Genomic DNA, 17,634 nt, shown 5'->3' with positions numbered 1-17,634 from the left:
TATCATACATTGGTCGTACTAACACGATGGACGATGATCCTCTGAGTCAGTCGAGTGAGGCTGGAATAAGACCGAGTGAAAACGACCTTTCGCACGTTTTAGATGCTCTGAGACAACACGGCAAAAAGGGCTCCATTATCGAAATAAGATAATGAAGCCCTTTATTAAAGTGGTTTTCGGAAACATTGTTGTTATAAAACGCTGCAGGTTGATGCTTTCCGCGGGCAACACCTCAGCCTCCTCGGAAAACTCCTGCTTCTTCCTCTGCCAGCATCGCTGGGATGTATCTGCGTCGAAGCTTGCTCGTGAAGCAGATTTCGTCGCTGGAGTCGCGACCTTTCGCTCAAAAATTTTCATACTCAATACAGCAATCCAGCCGAAAACAGTTTTTTTCAGGCCGGTGTTATTGTGCTTCTTCCATCGTTGCAGGTATATTCAGCAGCTCGGATACTGTAACGAATTCATAGCCCTGTTCCTGAAGTTCAGGGATAATGATCCTCAGTGATTCAGCAGTCTGCGTCCGGTCTGTTTCAGGGGAACCTCCATCATGCATGAGAATGATCGAACCAGGTACAACAATTGGAAGCACATTCTCTGAGATTTCTTCAGGAGTCAGGTCTTCCCAGTCAAGAGAATCTACGTCCCATGCGATGACAGAGTAGTTGAGGTTGTCCAGTTCCTCCACAAGTTCTTCGTAAAGGAATCCATACGGAGCCCTGAACAGCCTTGTACGGTACCCGAGAATATCAGCAAGCGTATCCTCTGTCCGGTTTACCTCCTCTACAAGGATATCCACCTCTCCTTCCTCCACGAGGTCCGGGTGCCAATAGGTATGGTTCGCGATCTCGTGTCCTTCACTGTCAATCCGCTTCGTAAGTTCCGGGTTCATTGCTGCTCGTGCGCCCATAAGAAAAAAGGTAGCCGGCACATCATATTCTTTTAGAACATCGAGAATCAGAGGAGTATAGTCAGGGTCAGGGCCATCATCAAAAGTCAGAGCCACGCGATTCGCGTCGCCCGGTCCCCTCACAAAAACGATCCCTGGATACTGCTCGGCAAGGACATTATTGTTTACCGGAGTCAGATCGCGCATGTCTTTTTCCGGGCCGCCTTTAAGCGGCGGCTGCTCCTGTACGGTTTTGTCTTTCTTCCACCACCACTCAGGTTCTGTATCCTGTTCTGCCCAGGCCCCTGTACCCCACGCTCCAAATGCAGACAATACGACGAGTAATGTACATAAAAAAACGAACAGTCTTTTCAAAGTGTCAACCCCTCAGAAGTTTAGTCAATGTTATTTTCCGACGGGAAAGACAGATTATTCGTCTTCGTATTCACAAATCCCCAAAAAGCAGAAAAAAAGACTTTCCGCAATGCGGAAAGCCTTATACACCTCTTTGATCAGGGTGCCAGATGATTTTGTGAAGCTGAAGACTTACTTTTACCATTGAAAGCTTACTGGCAAGCACTTTTTCAACAAGCCTTTTTGGAGGCATGGACTCCCAGACCGGACTGAACAGGACATGAGCCTGCCTGTGTTCAGTCCGTACTACCTCTTTCGCCTCTTCAAAATCTTCATCGTTGGCAATAACGAATTTCACTTCGTCCTGCTTCTGCAGATGAGTAAAATTACTGTGAATCATCCGGTTTCGCTCACCGGAAGCGGACAGTTTATAGTCCATTACATAACGGGCTTTTTTTCCTGTGTCCGCATCGCTCCGACGCAAGTGTTCAAAGGGTTCGAGATCAATCGCCCCGTTTGTTTCAATGTGAATATCAACAATTTCAGGAATAGCAGCCATGGCTTTAAGCAGAGCAGCTGATTTTTTGCCGTGAATCAGCGGCTCTCCCCCTGTAAAGCAGATGTAGCGGCTGTCGAACTCCCGAATACGTTCAACAATTTCACCGATGGTCGCTTCAAATTCCGGTTTTGCCGGTGCATAGCTGTAGGGCGTGTCACACCAGTGGCAGCGAAGGTTGCAGTGAAACACCCGAACAAACACAGTCGGATAGCCTGCTGCCGTGCCTTCCCCTTCCACCGTTTCAAAAATTTCGACCATAGGAAGCTTCCAATTTAGGTATTCTTCCTGATCCGGGAGGGCAAATTCACTCATCTTCTTCCATCCACTCCCTCTTTAAGGAAGCATAGCTTGTCGGGGTTTCATAAAGGACCAGTTCCTCAAGCCGCTGTCCCTTGGATTTCAGACCTTCTTTTTCAAGAGAGGTATCAAGTTCCTCCCAGATCCAGACAATCATATTCTCTGCTGTTGTATTCATTTTCGGCAGCACTTCATTAAGATAGCGGTGGTCAAGCCGCTCCTTAATTGTGTATTCGTAGATTCGTTTCACATCACCAAAATCCACACTGATTCCCACCTCATCCACATAGCCGCTAATCGTCATCACAAGCTTGTAAGTATGACCGTGAAGATTTTTGCATTTTCCTTCATAACAGTGAAGGTGATGGGCGGCATCGAACGTAAATTCCTTTGTAATGCCGACACGTTTCCTGTGATATCTGAGTTCCTTCTTCTGAATATCTTCACCGAGCTTTTCGACCCGGTCCGGTATTTTAAATTCCACCATTTTCACTCCCTAGTTTTTTTGGCTGCGAGGGGAGGGAATTTCGAACCCTCTAGTCAACTGTACTATCTTAACATGTTTTTCAATGTTATGACAGACTCCTCTGGTTACCCTGACGCTTTACAGGAGACAGTCAAACCCGTAGTATAAACGACTGTGAAAGAACAGACGCTATAAATAGGAAGTGTCATTATGAACAGGGGGACGTTTACTTGAAAAATACAATGCGCTTTGACTGGCCGGTTACGATCATTAGCGGAGGTCTGCTGTTTCTGTTTGTCGCGGCTGCACTGATTGATGTGGATTTTGTTGCTGGTCTGGTAGATGCAGGGTTCGGATTTGCAGCCGGTTATTTCGGTGCTTTCTGGCAGATTCTGATGCTGGCCACCTTTATCATTGCTATCATACTTGCCTTCACTGCAACAGGCAGAATTCGCCTTGGAAAGCTGGATTCACCTGAAATGAGCACCTTCAAATGGATTTCAATTATTATGTGTACACTCCTTGCCGGAGGCGGAGTATTCTGGGCCGCTGCCGAACCGATGTATCATTTTATTGATACGCCACCGATGTTCTGGGGGGTCGAGCCCGGATCACCGGAAGCCGTTTCGCCTGCTCTGGCGGTCTCATTTCTTGACTGGGGCTTTCTGGCCTGGGCAATTCTCGGGACGCTCGGTGCCATCGTACTTATGTACGGACATTATCATAAAGGGATGCCCCTGAAACCAAGAACACTTCTTTACCCGGTGTTTGGGGAAAAGCTGATGAAAAACAGCCCTATGGGTACACTCATTGATTCTTTTTCAATCATTGCTGTAGCTGCAGGGACGATCGGACCGATCGGTTTTTTAGGGCTGCAGGTTGCATACGGCCTTGACGTTCTTTTTGGTATTCCGAATACGTTTTTGACACAGCTGCTGATCGTCATTGGCCTGGTGGGCATTGCAGCGGTATCCGCTGTTACCGGTATCCATAAAGGGATTCAGATTCTGAGCAGATTTAACGTTATATTCACCTTCGTTTTAATCGTAGCCATTCTGCTCGTCGGTCCCGGCGGCTTTATTATTGACCAGTTTATCGGCTCTTACGGTGTTTACCTCCGCGAATTTCTGCCGATGAGCCTTTACAGGGATGACCCGGGCTGGCTGGCTTTCTGGACTGTGTTTTTCTGGGGGTGGTTTATTGGTTACGGTCCGATGATGGCCATTTTTATTAGCCGGATCTCTAGAGGCCGGACAATTCGGGAGCTCGTCGTGGCGGTGGCTGTTATCGCTCCGGTGGTAACCAATTTCTGGTTTACTGTCGTCGGAGGTACTGGAATTCACCTTGAGCTCTTGAATTCCGGTTCTGTTTCTGAGCCCCTGAATGAAAGTGGTCTGCCTGCATCCATGATTGCCATCGTCACTCAACTGCCGGCCGGATGGTTCATTGCCGTCGCATTTCTGATCGTGACCGTCATTTTCGTCGCAACAACGAGTGACTCAATGAGCTATACTATATCAATGGCAGTAACGGGGACCGGGGATCCATCGAGTGCACTCCGGGTTTTCTGGGCAGGTATTATGGGAGCAGTTGCCTCAGTTCTTCTTTATATTGGGGAGGGCAGTGTCAATGCCCTGCAGTCGTTTATTGTAGTTACAGCTGTACCAGTATCGTTCATTCTTCTCCCGCTCCTGTGGCTTGCCCCAAGGGTGGCTTCTGAACTTGCTGTGGAACAGGGAATCAGAGAGCCTCGGGAAAAGAGAACATCTGTAGATAAATAATATCGAACAAGCATACTGAATTGAGATTTATTAGTACCTGCATCCTGAATTATCTGCCCAGCAGCTCCAGCAGGAGATCCGGGCGGTCGGTAATGATGCCGTCTGCCCCAAGCTCAATTAGTTTTTCCATCGTTTCCTCATCATTAATCGTCCAGTAATGGACCTCCATTCCACGGTTATGGGCACCTCTTATGAGTGAATGGTCTGCAAGATTAAAAATACTCTCCTCCACCGGAATCTGCACGGCATCAACTGTTGGGGAATAGATACTGTTCAGAAATAATTTGTGCAGAAGAACGAACCTTGTAACCTCCTGCCTTCCGCCGCTAACGGCTGCCCCGCCGGACACCTCACGAAAGCGGTCAATCAAATCCTGTTCAAAGCTTGCAATGAGCACCTTTTCTTCCATTTCATATGTTCTGATCAGGTCCCACACAGAGTGAACGAGTTCCTCATGTTGATCAGGGTTGTTGGTGGCTTTAAGTTCGATGTTCAGCTTCATATGACCGAAATTTTCAAGGATTTCCTCCACGGATGGGATGGTGACACCCTGCCCCCTGTAACTGTACTCCCCGTTCGAATCCTGAAAATAATCTCCTGCATCCAGTACTTTAATCTCATCGAATGTCATGTCATTCACCGTGCCTGTGCCGTCTGTGGTTCTGTCTACCGTTGCATCATGAATCGCCACCGGTACACCATCTGCAGTAATATGTACATCGAATTCCAGCACATCTGCTCCCAGCTCCTCGGCATTTTCAAATGCCTCCAGCGTATTGGAGGGGGCCAGATGTTCTCCTCCCTGATGGGCGATAACAAGAGGGCCTTCCTGGTTCTGAAAAAATGGCTGAGGCGGCCGCTCACTGACAGGAAACAAATAAATCCCCATCCATATGCAAAGAATGAGAGCGAACACCTGTAAAGCACGTTTTGTTTTCGAATTACCCGGCTTACTTCTTTCAACAACAGCCATTGTCATCCCCCCTGGTTAAATAATCATTTATAAAAGCTGCTTTCAGAAAAATTGTTATTTTTTCGTTGCAGGCAGACGCTTTCCGCGTGCAACACCTCAGCCTCCTCGGGAAAATCACCCTTCGGGGCTTCGCCACCGCCAGCTTCAATTTTAAGGAAAAGCAGCAATTTATACGAAAACAGCTTAAAAAAAGACCACTCCCTGCATTTTTGAGAGTGATCCTGAATGTTATGATTGAATTAAAAATCTACGGATTGCTTCCTTCGCTGACTGAATGCATGTTACTTGCAGATCATCCATAAACACCTTCATCTGTCTCGCATGCTGAGGCTGAATGCCAATAAGAATCACATCAACGCCCATATAGTCAAGTGTCAGTATAATTTCCTTAATGCCGTTAATACCATCCTGCTCAATTGTTCCAACGCCGGTAAAGTCAACCAGAACTTTCTGATAATCGCCTCTGTATACCGCATTGTAAATGTTTTCTCTTACAGCGAACAGCTTGTCCTCGTGAAGGTCACCATAGATGGGCACGAGAGCGACTTCATCGCTTAGTGTAATAAAGGGACCAGACAGGCTGTTGTTTCGTAAAATGGATTCCTCAAGCTCTTCATTTTTTTCATAGAGCTCAAAATTCGTGTTCCTTAACCTTTTCTGAAGCGTAAGCAGCTGGGATTCGACTTTTTGCATCCGCCCGTCTTTTGAGACGATAATAATGTGCGCTTCCCCGTTTCCATTCCAATGCCCATAAACGTCAAACAGGGTAATCGGCTGCTTTTTTGTCTGCAGATTCAGTTCCAGGAAAAACGAATTCTTCCTTTTTTCGAGTGTTTTTCTCGCCTTTTCCCGGCTTTCACGGTCAATCATGTCAAGAAAGGAGCCAACACCATGAAACTCCTGTTTGCCACGATCGGAAATATGAAGAATATCAAATTGTGAGTTAATCCTAATATAGGGAAGTGGTATTTGATTTAGCATTGATTCCATCCCGCCTGTTTTGTTTATTCATTATCAGCCAGTCATTCAATTCAGGTAGGTCCTTCATGACCAGCGTATTGTGGGAGACAATTGAAGACAAATTATAATTCGCCATTACTCTTCCGCCGATCATGATCGCTGGCTTGGATGGGAGTTTTTCAAACGCTTCAATATACCCCGATAAATCAGGAGCACGGTACGCAAGTGAAATGGACATCCCGATTAAATCCGGCTTCCACACCTTTGCATTATTCAGCGCGTGATCCTGCGGCAGATTTGCATTCAGGTAACGGACATTCCATCCATGTTCCTTAAAGAGTATAGAGACCATCTTAATGCCAAGCTGGTGCCACTCGTCCGCAATTGAAAAGAACATTGCTTTCGGTTTTTTACTGCTTAGCGGTTTTTGGACCAGGTCAAACTCGGTCTGGGAAAGTACAAAATCACACACGCCGGTTGCCAGATGTTCATCGGCAACAGAGATTTTGTTTTCCTCCCACAGGCGGCCAATGTCATACATTGCCGGAGTAACCAGATTATGATAGATGCTGAGACGGGATTGGGTTTCCCTGAGCCTGTTCACAATGTGGAATGACTCACCCTGGTCTCCTGCAAGGAGCGCTTCTACAAAATCTCGCCGTTCATTTTTCACTCGATCACCTGCTTGGTGTAAGTTTATATGATAAATAATTCATTCAAGTCTGAACCGGATTAAACCTTTGTATCTATGGAACAAGTTTAACAGAATGATTCCATATTAGCATATCTCTGACTTCTTTTTTAGTTCTTTTTTACATTCGGTGGTACCAAAAAAGCCACGAGGACCGTGGCTGCGCCCTTGACCGGGCTTAATCAGTCTCCTGTTTCTTCCGTTACACCAGGCCGGTTATGGTTACCGGTCATCTTCATAAAGGCAGCGATCCGCTCAAATACAAGGGCTCTGATCGGCTGCTTTTCATTAAGAATCTGGTGACCGGCCCCTTCAAACAGCGCTACCTGGAGGTCGTCGCATTTGTCACTGAAAAACTCGACATTCTCCTCCCATTGTACGGTCGTGTCCTTCGTCCCCTGGAGGAGATAGACTGGAACGCTTACATTGGAACAGGAAAGAATATCTTTTTGCCATTCGGTAAGAGCCATAAGCCATGACGTGGGCAGCTCCTGAACCTGCAGGGGATCATGCTTTAAGAACTGATGATACCGCTCATCTTTTGAATTCTGCTTAAAACGGCGCTTTTTCTTCGTTACCCATCTGCTGGCTACAGGCAAAAGCAGTCTGACCCATTTCCACTGATAAGGATGATACAAAGGGCCAGCCAGCATGAGCGCCTCCATGGAGATCACTCCTTCACTCACCCCGTGAAAAAGAACGGCTCCGCCGGTGCTGTGGCCGAGCCCATAAACCGGCCCTTCTGACCTGTAAACCTGTGCCTCATCCCAGCCCGCTTTTACTGCGTCAACATAGTGGGAGAAATCACGAATCGCCCCTCTGTCTCCGTCCGAAAGGCCATGACCCGGCAGATCAACAGATATAACTTCATACGACTGCTCGAGAAAACCGTTCACACTTGTACTCAGACCACCAGAATGGTCCATATAGCCGTGAATGAGTAGAACGGTGCCTTTTGGTTTCGGCGGTGTAAAAATCTGAACGAAAACAGAGGACCGCTCCGTGGTAATTCTGCCGCAGCGGTAAGCAGCTGTCTTTTTCATGTTGTACTGATAATAATTCAAATAATGATCCAGTTCAGGAAGCTTCAAATGGGGATTGGTCTGCTCAAGCCCCGGAAGACTTTCCGCAAGCGTTCCGGTCCATGATATATCTCGTTCCCAGGACATGACAGTGCTCCTTTCAGTCAATGGTGATCAGATCCGCCAGCCTTTTGAAAAAGCTCTGAAGCGGATGCCGTTTACTCGGAATCAGCAAGCGCGTCTGCAAAAGCTTTCGCATATGCAGGAAGATCCGGCGGACGACGGCTTGATATCAAATGTCCGTCTACTACCACGCCTTCGTTGTGCCATTCTGCGCCGGCATTCATCATATCGTGTTTAATCCCCGGGGTACTTGTTACCTGCTTTCCCCTGAGAATATCAGCCGAAATCAGTACCCAACCTGCATGGCAGATCTGACCGATCGGACGCTTTTTTTCTTCCATAAAAGTGACCATATCAAGCACTTCGTCGTAACGGCGGAGTTTATCGGGAGCCCAGCCTCCTGGGACAAGGATGCCATCATATTCACTGATTTCAATCTGCTCGAAGCTGTAATCACTTTTAACCGGAACACCGTACTTACCAGTGTAAGTATGATCGGCTTCTTTTCCGGCAACATGACAAATCGCCCCTTCCTCACGAAGGCGGTAAATCGGATACCACAATTCCAGATCTTCAAACTCATCGTCCACCACAGTAAGTACTTTCACATCTTTAAGCCGCATTTGTTTCACCTCTTTTAGGATATGCATAATTAGTCAATAAGCTGTTATTCTCTGCATTTCAGTTTGGGATCGCATCTTTTACTATGCGATTTTTAAGGTCTAAGTATGTATTTCCCCGAACTTTCGACCGCTTAAACGTTCGTAATGCTATTTTTTCCCATTCCATTCATCAGCAAAGGTGTCCAGAAACGTCTCGAGAAACGCATGCCTCTCCTGTGCCATCCTTTTTCCCGTCACCGTCTGCATCCGTTCTTTCAGGGTAAGAAGCTTTTCATAAAAGTGATTTATTGCAGTCGATTTTCCCGTTCTGTAATCCTTTTCAGTCATATTTGTCCGCGGCGGCAGCTCAGGGACGTGCATCGGGTCCTGGTGCGCCCCGGCATACATAAAGCAGCGGGCAATCCCGGTGGCACCGATGGCATCCAGACGGTCGGCATCCTGCACCACCCTGCCCTCAATCGTGTCAGGTGCACGGTTGGTACCGCCTTTAAAGGAAACAGTCTCAATTGCCTTGATAATTTGGGCTGCCTTTGGAACATTTTCTTTTTCCAGCCAGCTCTGTACAAACTGCATCCCCCGCTCTGGTTCATCGTAAAATTTATCATCTGCAACATCGTGAAGCAGAGCAGCCATCTCACAGACGAACAAATCTGCATCTTCCTTCTCAGCAAGAGAAACGGCTGTATTTCTGACCCTGTGCGTGTGATACCAGTCGTGTCCGGTGGCGTCTCCTTCAAAAAACGATCGGGCAAGTTTTTCTGCACGATCCACAAATACTCTATCTGAATTACTCATTTTAGCTCTGTCTCCTTTACCGGCAGATTGCAATGGAGTGATACAACTGAGGGGCACGTTCGTATGCTTTATTCCATACTTTGGAACCCGTTGTGTTAACATCCTTCATTCTGACATATTTATATGGGATGGTCACGCTGACTGCATCTTTCAAAAACGGATAAGGGCTGATTGTAACGGTGTTTGCTGAATTGAATTTGGCCTCCATCACCCTGCCCCGCAGTGGAGCGAGCCTTTGAGGGAATCCATTTTTAAACCACGGCATCTCATCTTCCTTTTTTACGCCCCACCTGTTCATACACAGATACAGGCTCAGATTGTCACAAAGCTGCAGCAGGTCGAAATGAAAGGAAAGAGCTTCTTCTGAAGGTCCATTTGCACCGAGGTGCTTTCGGATTTGCTGCTGACGTCTCTGTTCACTTATCATAAATGCAGTCCCGTCTGGATCTCTTTTCCCCTTAAAAAAACTCGCATAGTGCAGACTTACAAGAAGAGCACTGTAGGGATCCATTCGCAGTAATTCATCTACACCGCTTTTATAGACGCTTATTTTCCTTTTTAACGGGTAGTCGGTAAATGACAAAGGCATCCCTTTTTCCCCGTCCGTTACTATCTCCCGGTCAAGGGATGCCCAGCCCCGGTCGTGCTGTGTGACAGCGAGACAGACGCTATCCTTCCAAGCCGTTCCTGCAAACAGATCCTCATTCCATGCTGCGGCAAAAACACCTGACAGATGCGCATGTCTGTCCTGTTCGAAAAATGACAGGCCTTCCTCATCCTGCCTTACGATCATACAAAGCCCCCCCTTCCCTGTCTTTATCTTTAATTCGCGAAAAGTCTCTTTCATCCTTTTCAGCACAGTTTCTTTCCAGACAAAAAACCGTTCTCCGGGAGAAGGGAGAACGGTTTTCTTTACAGTTATTTTACTTCCTTGAGGCAGTCGTCACACTGATGATAATAGCAGTCGGCCATTTCTTCAATCACAGTTCCGCATTTTGAACACTCTTTCGGCGGAAGATTCTGAAAAAATTCCTTATTCGGTATGATCATGCTAACCCCTCCTTGTTTGTTACACTGATTGTATTACAACAACAAAACTTTTTCAACACCTATTATGGAACAGTTAGTTGTTTTTTACCTTTTTCATTCTTTAATTAAACATCTTTTTTCGAAACAGTTCCTCTTTTCACTATTGTTATATGACAGATCAGCACTGAATGTACCGTCATCTGTCCTGATTCCCCTTGCAAAGTGAATGTTTTTTTCAACTTTAAGACAACCTTTGCCTTTACGCGTACAGCGGGATATAATAAAATATGATCGCCTGAATACGAACTGTTTTGCGAGGAGGTTATCAGTATGTCGCTGAAAAAGTGGTTCTCATCCATGATTGTGTTTGCACTTGCACTTCTGACTCCTGTTATTACCGCGGCAGCGGCCGGAAACGGAGATGGAAACGGGGAAGAAGAAGCCGTTGGCTGGATTACCCAGCTCCCGCTTGCCGTCATGGCTTTTGCAACGATTATCATTATGATTTATTACACAATCCGTGATTAATGACAGGAAAAGCTACATAAAAAACAGGTGCTTCCCGATTGGGAGAGCACCTGTTTTTTTATATTTCCGCTTTTTTATCAAAAAGAAGACAGATTGCCAAGAAGATAACTGCCATCAGAACCACTTCAATGATCGTGTGACCCAGGTATGCCATTTCAATGATCTGATCATACGCGTTGTAGGAACTGTGGACCCCCGCTATCTCAACCATCACACCTTCAGGAACGTTCTCAATGGTAAGCATCGGCAGCCTGTAGGCAATGGTACTGTACACGGCCGTATCTGTGATGAACGACCAGAGCCAGTTGGCCCCGAAGGTGATCACAATCCCAATCAGCCAGCCCAATGGGCGGATTACTTTATGAAGAACATAAATGAATAAACCAGCCAGGCCGATCTGGACGGCACCATAAAGAATAAAAGTATACATCCAGACAGCGTAATCCTTATAAAGCTGGACCAGGATGTCAAGCCCCGCCGCAGCAAGCAGCGGTTCCAGGTGATTGATCAGTCCCAGGATCAGGAGCATTGTAAGAAACAAAAACGATGCACCTGCAAGAAATGCCGCAGCAAATTTTGCCGAAAGAATTGTGATCCCCGAATGAGGAAGATTCATCCAGATGTACGCAGTCCGGTCCTTCCATTCTCTTCTCATGGAAGCAAGGATATACAGAAACACCGAAATCACGTGGGCGATGATCAGCGGAACACCGATTAACAGCAGTGCGCCAATCCCGGCGCTGCGGTCCCCGTTGTACCAGATTATAATCAGAGCCGCCGCCAGAAGTCCCCCGTGAAGTCCCATCAGAAACATGTTCTGCCTGACTTCCTTAGCGACAAGGGCAAGCCAGGTCATGACAGCACCTCCCTCATCGCCTGCACGACACTCTGGCCTCTCGTTTCGCGAAGCGTCTCCACATCCTCGGATAAGAGAATGCTGCCGTCTTTGACAAAAATAATATAATCAAGAAAAGGTTCCACCTCTGCCACTTCATGTGTGGAAATAACGGTCGCCTGCCGGTTTAAGTCCGTGTGCCGGATAATCATTTTCAAAATCTCCTCCCGAACGATGGGATCAAGACCTGAGAGTGGTTCATCAAGAAGGAGAACCGGCACATCCCGGGCAAGGGTGACGGCAATTTTCACACGTGCCCGGTTTCCCTTGGAAAGACTCTTTATTTTCATCCCCGTGTCAATTTTCAGTTCACCGAGCAGGCTTTCTGCTTTTTCAACTGAGAAATCAGGATATACCCGGCTGAAGAAGACAACTGCCTGCCGGACTGTCTGATAATCGTACAGGGAGTCCACTTCCGCCAGATAAGCAGCCTGATCAGCAATTCTTCTTGAGACTGTCTCACCGAGAATTGTGACAGAGCCTTTTCCCGGCCTGAGCAGACCAGCTGCCGTTTTTAACAGCGTTGACTTCCCACTTCCGTTCGGACCCACAAGACCAATCAGGCCCGGGCTGTCGATTGTGAGGTCGATCTTTTTCAGAGCTGTTTTTCTGCGATATTTTTTTGTGAGTCCTTTCACATCTATAAATGGATGGTTCATGTGTCCGGTTCTCCTTTCCTGTTCAGTTCTGCTTCCACCAGCGCAATCATTTCCTCACGGCTGTATCCGTATCGGTGCAGGACGTCAATCAGCCTCTTGGTTTCCTTCCCGGCTGCAGATTTCTTCAAATTGCGGATCACAGAGGAATTACCAGTCACAAATGTACCCTGTCCGCGCCTTGATTCCACTACACCTTTTCTTTCCATTTCCATGTATGTCCGGGAAACTGTGTTCGGATTCACACCGGCGCTTACCGCCATTTCCCTTACAGACGGGAGCTTGCTGCCGGGCAGGAGCTCGCCGCTGCAGATATCGCCGTAAATCTGTTCCATCAGCTGCAGATAAATCGGACGATTGTGGTCAAATGTCATCGTCACGTATGCACGCCTCCTTTACAGAGGTATTTAGTCTTTCTACATTGTAGCAGACCCGTCAGTCAGCCACATCTCTTTTTGAAAACACGGTAAAAGTCGCACCCAAAAAGATAACCGCATAAAGGAGGAGCATGACAGCGGAAAAAGCAGGTGTCATAGCCGGGATCATCGGTGCTCCATCAAGATACTGAATCAGATACGTGTTGGCAAAAAGAATATATTTTGCCCACTCGTAGCTGCTTAACAGAAACACAATCTGCGTTCCCATAAATAAAGCGGTAAGTGAGATTCCAACTGAAAGAGCCTGATTACGAAAGACTGTGCCAATCATAAAGGCCATGGTACCGTAAATAACGACCTCAACAAACTGCAGGCCGTACACGGTAAGACCGTAAAGAGGTGCAGACCAGTCGCGGATTTCGCCATTTACCATCTCGACTGATCTGTCAGCAGCCAGCCCGTCCGGAAACAGAGCGAGTCCTGTTAGAAAGGTGGCGGTTATGAACAAGCCTGTCATGAAAAAAGCAAATACAATAACAGCTGCCCATTTCGAGAACAGAACCTTCCATCGTGAGACGGGCCTTGCAAGCAGAAGCTTGATGGTACCACTGCTGTGCTCTTGGGATACGATGCCGGCTGCAACGATCACTGTAAACATAGTGATGAGACTTACAACCATGCCGTTATCAATAAAAAACGACCATGTGTCAGAAGACGTTAATGGTTCTGTGCCTGTCTGAAGATAGTACTCATTTAAGGCAATCTGCTCCTCAATTCTGGCAGCGGCTTCCGTTCCTTCCTCCTCTGCAAGCGCGGTTTGAAGACCTGCTGTCTGCTCTTCAAGCTGCTGTTCCCAGCCTCCAGAGGATTCTTCATGGGGAACCAGATATTTAGTAATCAGACCACCGGCGAGAACGACCGACAGCAGCAGAACCACCATTACCCTTGTACCAGTCCTTTTACTTGTTTTCATACATTCATTTCTCAAAAGATTGATGAACTGTTTCATGCTGTGCTCCCTCCTGTAATGGATAGGAATTCCTCTTCCAATGTGCCGCTTGTTTCCGGCCTTACTTCGAACACCGGTACATCACCCGCGATCAGCAACTTTAGACAGTCAGGGATGTTCTTTCTGTTTGTTTTCACCACAATGCCGTTTTTATCTGTCTGTACCGCCCACCCTTTCAGGATTGCCGCAGCTGTTTCCGGATTTCCCTCAATGGAAATAAACCAGCTCTCTTTCTTTCCGGCGGCTAACTCCGACAGAGCTTCTATACGTATACATTCACCTTTATGAATCACAGCGACCCGATCGCACATTTTTTCCATTTCACTAAGAAGATGACTCGACACAATCACACAGATATTCTCTTCTTTCGCGAGCCGTTTGAGATATTCCCTCATTTCTCTTATACCGGCTGGATCGAGGCCATTGGTCGGTTCATCCAGAATAAGGACCTCAGGACTGTGCAGGAGGGATTGCGCCAGTCCGAGCCGCTGTCTCATGCCGAGTGAGTAGGTTTTCACTTTATCTTTGATCCGCTCCTCAAGTTCAACTACTTTCACAATCTCGTTAATTTGCTCATTTGATATTCCCTTGTGCATCCGTGCGTAATGAACGAGGTTGTCAAGCCCGCTCATGAAGCCGTACATCTCCGGATTTTCCACTACTGCACCTGTTCTGGCAATCGCCTTTTCAAACTCGGAACCAACCGGGTATCCGGAGATGGTAACCTCCCCATCACTAGGTTTTACAAGCCCTGTCATCATTCGGATGATGGTGGTTTTTCCCGCTCCGTTTGGACCAAGGAGGCCAAACACTTCTCCTCTGTAAATGTCGAGGTTCACGTTTTTTACAATCTCCCGGTTTCCAATCCGCTTTGTAAGTCCTTTAAGTATCACTGATTTCTCCACTGTTATTTTCCCCCAAGTCCGCATGTTCTAGTGTACTAATCAAATAGTACACCAGAACATACAGACGGTCAACCAAAAATTACAGGCTCAGCTTCGCATGGGAAAACCTGAGAGCAGTCAGCTGAGCCCGGAGGTTTAGCAATCAGGCAGGGGCAAAGGAGACTCAAAAAAAAAACAGTTCCGTTATCGGGATGCGATAACTGGAACTGTTTTCTAAAAAAGAAGCTGGGACAGAAGTATTTTTATAAACGAAAATCCGAACAATCAGCAAGCGGTGCAGAGCAATCGCTGCTGAAATATACACCGCTTTCCGCGGGAAGCGGTTGAGCCTCTATGTGCTTCGCTACTCAGGGGTCTCACCTGCGCTTTTCCTCCCGCAGGAGTCGGTGTATAATTCATACGCCAGACAGCTTTTTGTTCGGATTTTCTTCTAAACATTTTACTTTTGTCCCACACTCTTCTCATCAGGCCGGTTTTTGTGCCGACTTCATTCGTTTTTACTAAGTTTCTTATCTATTGTACTCAGTCAATAACTTCGATTTCTTCAATCACAACGTCTTCGTCCGGGCGGCCCTGAGGATCCACATCAACCGCGGCGATTTCATCCACGACATCCATTCCATCAATGACGTGCCCAAATACGGAGTGGCCGTTATCCAGGTGCGGGGTGCCGCCGTGTTCCTTATAGGCTTCGGCAAGTTCTTCATCATACTCGCCGTTTTCCACGAGTTCATCAAGCTGCTCTTCAAGTTCAGGTACAAGACTGTCTGCCTGAACGATGAAGAACTGGCTTGAGTTTGAATCCGGTCCACTGTTCGCCATGGACAGAGCCCCTCTCAGGTGAACCAGTTCCTCATCGAACTCATCTTCAAACGGTCCGTCATAAATACTGTCTCCTCCGGTTCCTGTCCCGGTCGGATCACCGCCCTGAATCATAAAATCATCGAGAACCCGGTGAAAGATAATTCCTTCATAGTAGCCGTCTTCGGCCAGCGTCACGAAATTCTCAACCGTTTTTGGTGCCCGTTCGGGAAACAGCTTCAGGTGAATGTCACCCATGGAGGTGCGCATGACGACCTCCTGTTCGTCTTCGGCCACCTCACCGTTCAGCTGCGGGAAGTCTGAAGCTTCTCCGTTTCCTTCCTGAGCAGTTTCGCCATTGTCTCCGTTTTCTGCATTGTCTCCGTTGTCTCCATTGTCTCCGCCTTCTCCGCAGGCGCCGAGCAGAAGAATGGCTCCGGCAGCCATTGTACCTAATGTGAGTCTTGCTGATTTTTTCATTGTAAAAACTCCTTTTTCTGCTTATGTAAATGCTTATCTTTTTATTATTGATGACGTGTTCGTGAAAAACAAGCAGGAATCTTTTTCTTCTTGACTCATTTTTAAAAATAAGGGTAATATAAATAACAGAACGCACGTTCGTATTAATTGGCAAGTGAGGAAAGGAGCGGTTATATATGGCCAGACTGACGGTGGAAGAAGAACGGTTAAGCGAAACCTATATCCTTTATGAACTCGCCAGAAAGGTGCTCGAAAGCGATCTTGTCCGGATCCAGGAGGCCCCGGTGAAATTGAAAACACCATACATTCATCTTCTTGAACAGACGATCCGTCTCCTTGGAAAAGAGCTTCACTTTACAAAGGTACAGATGAAAAAACTCGGCCTGAAAGTGGAATTTAACAGCAAAGATGAAACCTTTTCCGAATATACAATCTTTTTCAGGGGGTACGCCCTGACCGCCAAATACATGAATGCGCACCTGAAAAATAAGGTTGCCGACACGATCGAAGCCGGTTTTTTCCGCCAATCCGATCAATCTTTCAGGACTGGTCCGGCAGCAGAGGCCTGATTTTCGGGAACACACGCAGTGCCGTATTGTAAAACACGTCCTCATGATGGTCGTGAGGAATGTGGGCACGAATAAAATCCACGTACGGCTGCACCCTCACAAGCGGCCAGTCGGTGCCGAAAATCAGCTTGTCGTAATTGTCACAGAAGGCAAGGGCATGTTTAAAGTGATCAAAAAAATGAGGCGTATTTCTGATTCTTCCTGCCTCCTGTTCCTCCCCAACAATCAGGCCGGACAAATCTGCATAGACGTTTCGGTTTTTGTAGACCACCTCGGCTGCATCAAGCATCCACGGATCGCCGAAGTGGGCCATCACAAAGGTGACGTTCCGGTTTGCCACGGCTGTTTCATCGATCGTCAGGGGATGGGCGTATTTCAGCAGCCCGCGCTCGGAATACGTGTCACCTGTATGAAAGACGACTGGAAGGTTATAAGCTGTTGCCAGTTCATACACAGGTCCGTACACTTTGTCATAGGCGTAGAACGGATAATAACCGAGATAGATTTTTATTCCTGCCGTCTCAGGTTTGAGCAGCTCCCGTTCGAGCCGCTCCAGATCTTCCTTTTCGAGACGGTAGGGATTCACTCCCTGGCAGACGGCCATTCCGCGGGGAATCCGGGTGGCCAGATCGATCCCCATCGGTGTTGAAGGGGCACGGTCGGGAAAGCCCTCGCCGCCTTCAATTTCACGCAGTCCCATGGCAATCGAAAATACCACGCCAGCCTCTGTAAATTCTTTTTCATATCCTTTCTCCGAATAATCGATCATGGAGAGATTTCCTGCAGTATGATGAAAGCTTTCAATATGGGAAAAATGAATATGTGCATCAATAATTTTCATTCAGGTCCTCTCCT

The 17,634-nt window shown here is 47.2% G+C and carries 21 protein-coding genes; 3 read left to right on the top strand and 18 right to left on the bottom strand.

From position 1 onward, the window contains the following. Positions 1-403: 403 nt before the first annotated feature. The 3 genes from CR205_RS06150 to queD all read right to left on the bottom strand — a co-directional run bounded on the left by CR205_RS06150 (position 404) and on the right by queD (position 2,583). On the bottom strand, positions 404-1,261 hold the full coding sequence (locus CR205_RS06150; RefSeq protein WP_110517979.1) for a polysaccharide deacetylase family protein: 858 nt from the start codon (positions 1,259-1,261) through the stop codon (positions 404-406). Between the two features lie 121 nt (positions 1,262-1,382). Then, positions 1,383-2,111 carry a 7-carboxy-7-deazaguanine synthase QueE gene (locus tag CR205_RS06145; RefSeq protein WP_110517977.1) on the bottom strand — a complete coding sequence of 243 codons (729 nt, stop codon included), beginning with the start codon at positions 2,109-2,111 and terminating at the stop codon, positions 1,383-1,385. Further along, positions 2,104-2,583, bottom strand: a complete 480-nt coding sequence (gene queD, locus CR205_RS06140) for a 6-carboxytetrahydropterin synthase QueD (protein ID WP_110517975.1) — start codon at positions 2,581-2,583, stop codon at positions 2,104-2,106. Before queD ends, CR205_RS06145 begins: the two co-directional genes overlap by 8 nt. A gap of 221 nt (positions 2,584-2,804) precedes the next feature. On the opposite strand from queD, the gene CR205_RS06135 reads away from it, so the two are divergent. Beyond that, positions 2,805-4,343 (top strand): BCCT family transporter, encoded by a 1,539-nt coding sequence (locus CR205_RS06135; RefSeq protein ID WP_110519705.1) that lies wholly within the window; start codon positions 2,805-2,807, stop codon positions 4,341-4,343. A gap of 49 nt (positions 4,344-4,392) precedes the next feature. On the opposite strand, the gene CR205_RS06130 is transcribed toward CR205_RS06135, so the two are convergent. The 8 genes from CR205_RS06130 to yhfH all read right to left on the bottom strand — a co-directional run bounded on the left by CR205_RS06130 (position 4,393) and on the right by yhfH (position 10,580). Next, on the bottom strand, positions 4,393-5,316 hold the full coding sequence (locus CR205_RS06130) for a glycerophosphodiester phosphodiesterase (RefSeq protein ID WP_236634708.1): 924 nt from the start codon (positions 5,314-5,316) through the stop codon (positions 4,393-4,395). Positions 5,317-5,544: 228 nt separating this feature from the next. Continuing rightward, a complete protein-coding gene (locus CR205_RS06125) occupies positions 5,545-6,297 on the bottom strand; it encodes an STAS domain-containing protein (protein WP_142669869.1) in 753 nt (250 codons plus the stop codon). Further along, the gene (locus CR205_RS06120) at positions 6,266-6,949 is read right to left on the bottom strand and encodes a cobalamin B12-binding domain-containing protein (protein WP_110517969.1); all 684 of its coding nucleotides are present in this window, start codon (positions 6,947-6,949) and stop codon (positions 6,266-6,268) included. Before CR205_RS06120 ends, CR205_RS06125 begins: the two co-directional genes overlap by 32 nt. A 200-nt stretch (positions 6,950-7,149) precedes the next feature. Continuing rightward, on the bottom strand, positions 7,150-8,136 hold the full coding sequence (locus CR205_RS06115; protein ID WP_110517967.1) for an alpha/beta hydrolase: 987 nt from the start codon (positions 8,134-8,136) through the stop codon (positions 7,150-7,152). A gap of 71 nt (positions 8,137-8,207) precedes the next feature. Further along, a complete protein-coding gene (locus CR205_RS06110) occupies positions 8,208-8,735 on the bottom strand; it encodes a type 1 glutamine amidotransferase domain-containing protein (protein ID WP_110517966.1) in 528 nt (175 codons plus the stop codon). Between the two features lie 147 nt (positions 8,736-8,882). Next, positions 8,883-9,530, bottom strand: a complete 648-nt coding sequence (locus CR205_RS06105; RefSeq protein WP_110517964.1) for an HD domain-containing protein — start codon at positions 9,528-9,530, stop codon at positions 8,883-8,885. A 16-nt stretch (positions 9,531-9,546) separates the two neighbouring features. Then, entirely contained in the window at positions 9,547-10,323 is a 777-nt protein-coding gene (locus tag CR205_RS06100) for a DUF3891 family protein (protein ID WP_161524686.1), read from the bottom strand. Positions 10,324-10,448: 125 nt separating this feature from the next. Continuing rightward, a complete protein-coding gene (gene yhfH, locus CR205_RS06095) occupies positions 10,449-10,580 on the bottom strand; it encodes a protein YhfH (protein WP_110517960.1) in 132 nt (43 codons plus the stop codon). 309 nt (positions 10,581-10,889) lie between these two features. Between yhfH and CR205_RS06090 the strand changes: the two genes are divergently transcribed. Further along, on the top strand, positions 10,890-11,087 hold the full coding sequence (locus tag CR205_RS06090; RefSeq protein WP_110517958.1) for a hypothetical protein: 198 nt from the start codon (positions 10,890-10,892) through the stop codon (positions 11,085-11,087). A 58-nt stretch (positions 11,088-11,145) separates the two neighbouring features. On the opposite strand, the gene CR205_RS06085 is transcribed toward CR205_RS06090, so the two are convergent. The 6 genes from CR205_RS06085 to CR205_RS06060 all read right to left on the bottom strand — a co-directional run bounded on the left by CR205_RS06085 (position 11,146) and on the right by CR205_RS06060 (position 16,210). After that, a complete protein-coding gene (locus CR205_RS06085; protein ID WP_110517956.1) occupies positions 11,146-11,943 on the bottom strand; it encodes a hypothetical protein in 798 nt (265 codons plus the stop codon). After that, positions 11,940-12,641, bottom strand: coding sequence for an ABC transporter ATP-binding protein (locus CR205_RS06080; protein WP_110517954.1), 702 nt, complete (start codon positions 12,639-12,641; stop codon positions 11,940-11,942). Before CR205_RS06080 ends, CR205_RS06085 begins: the two co-directional genes overlap by 4 nt. Then, positions 12,638-13,012: a GntR family transcriptional regulator gene (locus CR205_RS06075; protein WP_110519703.1), complete on the bottom strand. Its 375-nt coding sequence runs from the start codon at positions 13,010-13,012 to the stop codon at positions 12,638-12,640. Before CR205_RS06075 ends, CR205_RS06080 begins: the two co-directional genes overlap by 4 nt. A 61-nt stretch (positions 13,013-13,073) precedes the next feature. Further along, the gene (locus CR205_RS06070; RefSeq protein ID WP_110517952.1) at positions 13,074-14,024 is read right to left on the bottom strand and encodes an ABC transporter permease subunit; all 951 of its coding nucleotides are present in this window, start codon (positions 14,022-14,024) and stop codon (positions 13,074-13,076) included. After that, positions 14,021-14,929, bottom strand: coding sequence for an ABC transporter ATP-binding protein (locus CR205_RS06065; protein ID WP_110517950.1), 909 nt, complete (start codon positions 14,927-14,929; stop codon positions 14,021-14,023). Before CR205_RS06065 ends, CR205_RS06070 begins: the two co-directional genes overlap by 4 nt. Before the next feature lie 522 nt (positions 14,930-15,451). Beyond that, entirely contained in the window at positions 15,452-16,210 is a 759-nt protein-coding gene (locus CR205_RS06060) for a peptidylprolyl isomerase (protein ID WP_110517949.1), read from the bottom strand. Positions 16,211-16,386: 176 nt separating this feature from the next. Between CR205_RS06060 and CR205_RS06055 the strand changes: the two genes are divergently transcribed. After that, the gene (locus CR205_RS06055; protein WP_110517947.1) at positions 16,387-16,779 is read left to right on the top strand and encodes a hypothetical protein; all 393 of its coding nucleotides are present in this window, start codon (positions 16,387-16,389) and stop codon (positions 16,777-16,779) included. Here the strand turns inward: CR205_RS06055 and CR205_RS06050 are convergent. After that, positions 16,751-17,620, bottom strand: a complete 870-nt coding sequence (locus CR205_RS06050; RefSeq protein WP_110517945.1) for an amidohydrolase family protein — start codon at positions 17,618-17,620, stop codon at positions 16,751-16,753. The two genes, CR205_RS06055 and CR205_RS06050, sit on opposite strands and share 29 nt — an antisense overlap. Positions 17,621-17,634 lie beyond the last annotated feature (14 nt).

The sequence above is a fragment of the Alteribacter lacisalsi genome (genome assembly GCF_003226345.1).
Taxonomy (GTDB): Bacteria; Bacillota; Bacilli; order Bacillales; family Salisediminibacteriaceae; genus Alteribacter; species Alteribacter lacisalsi.
This window is presented reverse-complemented; position numbering and strand designations above follow the sequence as displayed.

Bases quoted from the DNA above. Each gene is read 5' to 3' on its own strand.
- CR205_RS06145 (WP_110517977.1), bottom strand. From the start codon at position 2,111: ATGAGTGAATTTGCCCTCCCGGATCAGGAAGAATACCTAAATTGGAAG.
- queD (WP_110517975.1), bottom strand. From the start codon at position 2,583: ATGGTGGAATTTAAAATACCGGACCGGGTCGAAAAGCTCGGTGAAGAT.
- CR205_RS06135 (WP_110519705.1), top strand. From the start codon at position 2,805: ATGCGCTTTGACTGGCCGGTTACGATCATTAGCGGAGGTCTGCTGTTT.
- CR205_RS06130 (WP_236634708.1), bottom strand. From the start codon at position 5,316: ATGGCTGTTGTTGAAAGAAGTAAGCCGGGTAATTCGAAAACAAAACGT.
- CR205_RS06125 (WP_142669869.1), bottom strand. From the start codon at position 6,297: ATGCTAAATCAAATACCACTTCCCTATATTAGGATTAACTCACAATTT.
- CR205_RS06115 (WP_110517967.1), bottom strand. From the start codon at position 8,136: ATGTCCTGGGAACGAGATATATCATGGACCGGAACGCTTGCGGAAAGT.
- CR205_RS06110 (WP_110517966.1), bottom strand. From the start codon at position 8,735: ATGCGGCTTAAAGATGTGAAAGTACTTACTGTGGTGGACGATGAGTTT.
- CR205_RS06105 (WP_110517964.1), bottom strand. From the start codon at position 9,530: ATGAGTAATTCAGATAGAGTATTTGTGGATCGTGCAGAAAAACTTGCC.
- CR205_RS06100 (WP_161524686.1), bottom strand. From the start codon at position 10,323: ATGATCGTAAGGCAGGATGAGGAAGGCCTGTCATTTTTCGAACAGGAC.
- yhfH (WP_110517960.1), bottom strand. From the start codon at position 10,580: ATGATCATACCGAATAAGGAATTTTTTCAGAATCTTCCGCCGAAAGAG.
- CR205_RS06090 (WP_110517958.1), top strand. From the start codon at position 10,890: ATGTCGCTGAAAAAGTGGTTCTCATCCATGATTGTGTTTGCACTTGCA.
- CR205_RS06085 (WP_110517956.1), bottom strand. From the start codon at position 11,943: ATGACCTGGCTTGCCCTTGTCGCTAAGGAAGTCAGGCAGAACATGTTT.
- CR205_RS06080 (WP_110517954.1), bottom strand. From the start codon at position 12,641: ATGAACCATCCATTTATAGATGTGAAAGGACTCACAAAAAAATATCGC.
- CR205_RS06075 (WP_110519703.1), bottom strand. From the start codon at position 13,012: ATGACATTTGACCACAATCGTCCGATTTATCTGCAGCTGATGGAACAG.
- CR205_RS06070 (WP_110517952.1), bottom strand. From the start codon at position 14,024: ATGAAACAGTTCATCAATCTTTTGAGAAATGAATGTATGAAAACAAGT.
- CR205_RS06060 (WP_110517949.1), bottom strand. From the start codon at position 16,210: ATGAAAAAATCAGCAAGACTCACATTAGGTACAATGGCTGCCGGAGCC.
- CR205_RS06055 (WP_110517947.1), top strand. From the start codon at position 16,387: ATGGCCAGACTGACGGTGGAAGAAGAACGGTTAAGCGAAACCTATATC.
- CR205_RS06050 (WP_110517945.1), bottom strand. From the start codon at position 17,620: ATGAAAATTATTGATGCACATATTCATTTTTCCCATATTGAAAGCTTT.